At 57.2% G+C, this 4,595-nt stretch carries 2 protein-coding genes; both read right to left on the reverse strand.

The genetic code is table 11. The features are described from left to right. Nucleotides 1-212: 212 nt before the first annotated feature. Nucleotides 213-2,354, reverse strand: a complete 2,142-nt coding sequence (locus PPP56_RS11495; protein ID WP_353564188.1) for a phospholipase D family protein — start codon at nt 2,352-2,354, stop codon at nt 213-215. Between the two features lie 297 nt (nt 2,355-2,651). Then, on the reverse strand, nt 2,652-4,247 hold the full coding sequence (locus PPP56_RS11500) for a hypothetical protein (RefSeq protein WP_353564189.1): 1,596 nt from the start codon (nt 4,245-4,247) through the stop codon (nt 2,652-2,654). Nucleotides 4,248-4,595 lie beyond the last annotated feature (348 nt).

Genomic DNA, 4,595 nt, shown 5'->3' on the forward strand with positions numbered 1-4,595 from the left:
GTGGTCTTGCCAACGCCGCCCTTCTGGTTTACCAACGCCAGGGTATGCATGGGCATGAGACGTCCAATTCTGAAAATAGCGCGGGGAGTGAAGATAACAGCACTACAGCACTACAGAGGAGTACTGCTAAAGTTCTGCAGTGCTGTAGAACGGTTGCACTGTAGTGTTAAAGTGCTGTAGTAATACAGTTCTGTAGTGCTTCGCGTGGGGTATCACCGAAGATAAAGGCGTGTGCGCAGGTAGCTGTAACGTAGCGGCATGTTACCCTCTGGGTAGACCCAAGACAAGAATCTCCGTCCATCGTCAATCACGACCATGCGGTTCGAGACGGTTGCCCCCAGCGCACTGGGAAGCAGCGAGGCGTTTTCTTGGGCCTGCTTGTAGTGCTCGAAAATCACCTGCAGGCTCCGCTTGTGTCCAAGCTGAACGGCGGCATGTCCTTCGCCACGTAAAATGCGCTGCCACACCGGACGTCCAGGGGGATAGCGAACTTCATGAGGTGTAGCGGGGATTTCCTCTGGCGAATGATCAGCATCTTCCCAGATCGACCGTAGTACAGTGCGTCCCAGTGCGCACTCATCTTCTTGGATGCCTATGGGATGTGCCGCCAAATGCTGCAGATAGCGGCCGGCAAACAGCATGAAAAGGCGTCCCGGCGTTCCAGTGAGGTCACGGATCTCGCGTGCCACCTTCATGTCTGATCGTGCATAGCGTACCGGAAAGGTAATACGCTTCATGCGTGATTCCATCCACCGTGGAATCTGTACCCGGTTGCTGGAAAGAACCAATGCTGGATACGACCGGCCCACCGCCTCTGACCGCAGCCAGTAGCCTTTGATGACTTTTTCGAGTCCCATGCCGCGCCGGAAGCGATTGTGAGGCACGTCGTCGAAAACGACTGGGAAGGCCGTACCCAGTTGACCGGCAGCAAGTACGCCATCAGCTGAGAGATCGCGTCCAGGTACTGGATCTACAGGGCGTCCAGCCAAGAGAGACAGTCCAAAGTGCAGTACGGTTGACTTTCCGTTTTCTGAGTCCCCAAACAGAAAGAGTGATCGCGGTCCCCGTTGAGGACGACTGGCGGCCGTTTGGCACTCGTGGGCCCAGTTTAGATGGAAAAACGGCGCACAAAACAGATAAACCAGTGTCTCGACGATAGCCGACCGTACCGAGTCAAGGTTCGATGTCCGTCCAGTATCAGCCAGTTCGAGAAAGCGTCGTACGGGAGCGATCGCCTTTTGGAGCGTGACACGACGCGCGTCAGAGTCGGCTTCTGTGTTGGGAATCAGGCAACGCGATTGTTGCTGACCCTGAAGTCCAATCCACGCAAAAGGGATGGGGATATTATCAGCACTATGCGACAGTCCGGTGTTCATGAGGGGCACTACATGTCGCCGGTGATCAAGCAGCGTCGTAGTAGGAACGCGCACCTCGTGGCCGGTTGATTTTGCGTCGAAGGGTTTTAGTGCTTTCGCAACAGCCTTCTGCCGTCGACTTCCTGCAGGAAGCGACAGCGTAATGTATGAGGCGACGGGGGATGTGTTTGGCTCCTTAGAATCCGATGGTGATGTTTCTGGAGCAAGGGGCATCGTTGTCGCATAGCCCAAACCCTCTACTTCTTGTACGGTGACCACCGTCAGCTCTCTCGCAAGCGTGTCCATCGAATCGGTGATAGCGAGTTCAGCCGAGGCTTCGTCTTGCTGAAGCCAGATCCGGACCGCAGTTGTAGTGTCGAGAGAAGAACGGTTCATCAGTTCGTGGAGGGGGCCAAAGAACAGTCCCTCGCAGAAGTCGTCGCGATGCTCCAGGTAGTCGCGCTCAATTGACTGGACGTACGAATCGTATTCGCTAAGCAGAGTGGGTTCGGAACGATTGGTTGAGATGGGATCGCTTGGCAGGCCCTTGGGGATGTCGTAGATTGAGGCGTGGTTCACCTGGCGCCCCCGCCATCCCGACCGTGTAAAGTTGGCTGAGCTCGTGATGATACGAGACTGCTCAGTCCCGTAAAGTAAATACAGCTTCGTGTGTAGCGATCGCTTCGGGCTTAGGAAGAGACGCAAGCGCCCGGTGTCACGCAAGCGGTAGAGCCGCTCGACAAGGGCTACTCGTCCTTCGGCACTGCCGCGAAGCGGGGCGGCCTCCTCTCCGATAACAAGCTCTACAGCCTCAAACTGGAAGATGTCGAACAGCTCAGCTACAAGCGATAAGTTGGCTACGTAGGTGACCGCGCACAACGTGTGGTAAGTGCCCGGAGCGAAGCATTTGGCAAATGCGCGTTTCGAACGTAACACGCGCGACGAGAGAGTGCCTATTATCGCCGGTGTCGGCTCAGAGAACAGAGAGGGACGAGACATAAGGGATGCAGGGACATTTGAATGTGAAAGCAGAAAACACATCCAACCAGAGAGGTTTGGCCAACTTTTGATGTCATGAAAACCCCCTTCACGTTGTATGTAACCGGCGTAAATTAGCGTCGGGATCACCTTCACAGGCTCCTACAGCACAGTTTGATGCTGCTAATTCAACACCTCGTCGGTACACAGCACTGCACAGAAATGTAGTAAAGTAGTGCTACAGTTCTACATTTCTTCAGAACTACATTTCTAAAGTTCTGCTTGCCGTAATAGTTATTTCCTATACTACTGTGCCGCTCACGTATACTTGCGCGCACTACGCAGTGTGGTGTCAACCTCTCGCTCGGGCAAGGTGGGGCGGCAGACCAGCCGGTTCCACGTGTGCACGATCGCCCGTACAGCCCTCTCAGCTTCACTGGAGGTCATCTTCCTGATGAGGTACGCCCCTTCGTGCAGTATAGCCCCTCCGTGCGGCGTAGACGCTCTGTGCGGTATAGACTTTCCGTGCAGCGGTGCTGCACCGTCGCCAGAAGGCATAGCTTCCCCATCACGCCCTCGCAGGAGCGCCTGTACACGCTGTAGGGCCGCTTCAGGGTAGGTCCAGGCATAGAGCCCTATCACGAAGCACGCCGCGTTACGGCCTACGTAGGGGCGTCCTACGGCCTCGCCCCAGGCCTCTGCCTCCTGCACGGGGTACATAAGCCGGTCGATGACACTCTGGCTCTCGTAGGAGTCCCCGTTTTGGGCCTCATATTTGATCCAATGGGGGGCGTCTGCCGGTATCGGCGGCGGACGCGAGAAGTGGGGTTTCCAACAGTAGTTGTTAACATGTATGGCGGAGTGGGTCTGCCGATTTTTTTTGCTGGGGGAGCGCTGCCGTTTTACCCTGTGTGATGTGGATAGTGCGCCTAAAAGCTGCTCGACTTGCTTGTAGACCGTGTGCGCTATAGTTATTGACTCCTCTTCCAATAACAGATACTTGAGAGCGGGCGTGTATGTGGCGTCTTCGGGCCGGGGTAGGACGTATCCGTTGTATGATTGGTTGTCGCTGTGCCCAAAGAGAATGAGGGGGTCGAGCTGTAAAAACGACGTGCCGTCTACAGCGACGCACCGTCCGCCGCGCGTTCGGTTGCTCCCGATCATGCGGATCATCTGGGTCGGCCTGCAGGCGCTGTTGTCGATATGTTTGCGAAGGTCGGGACGGTCTTCGCAGAGTCGGTCGAAAAAAGCGATGAGGAGCCGGGTTGCAGCGCCGGCGTCCTGGTAGATGGGGCATCCGACTATGCCGTGTGGGATGCGGACGTGGAAGCCGCGGCCGCCGGTGTAGCTAACGACAATCTCGGATAGGTCGACCCCATGTTGGGCTAAGAGACGGCACAGCGTTTTGGCATAACTGGCGGATGCACGGGGGCTCTCGCCATCGATGTCGGCGATGATCCAGGGCACGGTGACAGCGCTCCCTTTGTGCCTACGCGAGATCTCGCCCGTGCGCCACCGTCCGACCGAGATAAAGGAGGGATAGTCGCTTCCGCGCTGGGCAATAATGGTTTCGGACTGGCGGGCTGTGCGAGGTTTGTGCGGTGTCCACCTTCCCTTTCGAATGGTTGTTTTCCATCCGTGGGTAAATGCGGTGTGGAGCGTCTCGCGGTGGGCATGCAGCTCTTCGGCGATGCGAAGTGGATCGAGATACGGGCGGTGCCACGGAATCCGTGGCGCAGGGCCTGACGAACGTACCGCTCGCGTGGTCTGGGCGGTCTTTGCTGAATCAGCAGGTCGTAGAGTGGAGCGAAGCTGCCAGCGCTGCCCGTTACGATCGCGGACGAGCTTATTGGCTGACGGGACGGCGGGCCCGAGGCATTGTACCAGAGGATCTTCCACCAGGGGGTCTTGCATGCGAGGGTCCTGGCGCTTTCTTGGTTGCTTAGAATGCTCTCGTGAAGGACGTTCTCGTAAAGGGCGCTCAGGCGGCGTGAGGCGTACAGAAAGGCCAGGAGGGGTATTCCCTTGGGGTGTAGCCCGAACACCGCCTGTGGTGTGCTCTCGCGGGCTATCAGCGCCCTCTTGGCCTGTGATGCGTTTTAGGCTGTGGCGAACGCGGTCGTAGAGTCGCCGAAACCCCGGGTCCTCTAACGGATCCTGCGCGGGGGGAAGGCGCTTGTAGATGCGCCGATACAGATCTTCGGCGATGCCCTGGATCGATTTGACAAAGGATCCCTGCCTGCGCTCGACGAGGTGCTCCCG

Origin of the sequence: Longimonas sp., from assembly GCF_040409695.1 — a bacterium.
GTDB lineage: Bacteria > Bacteroidota > Rhodothermia > Rhodothermales > Salinibacteraceae > Longimonas.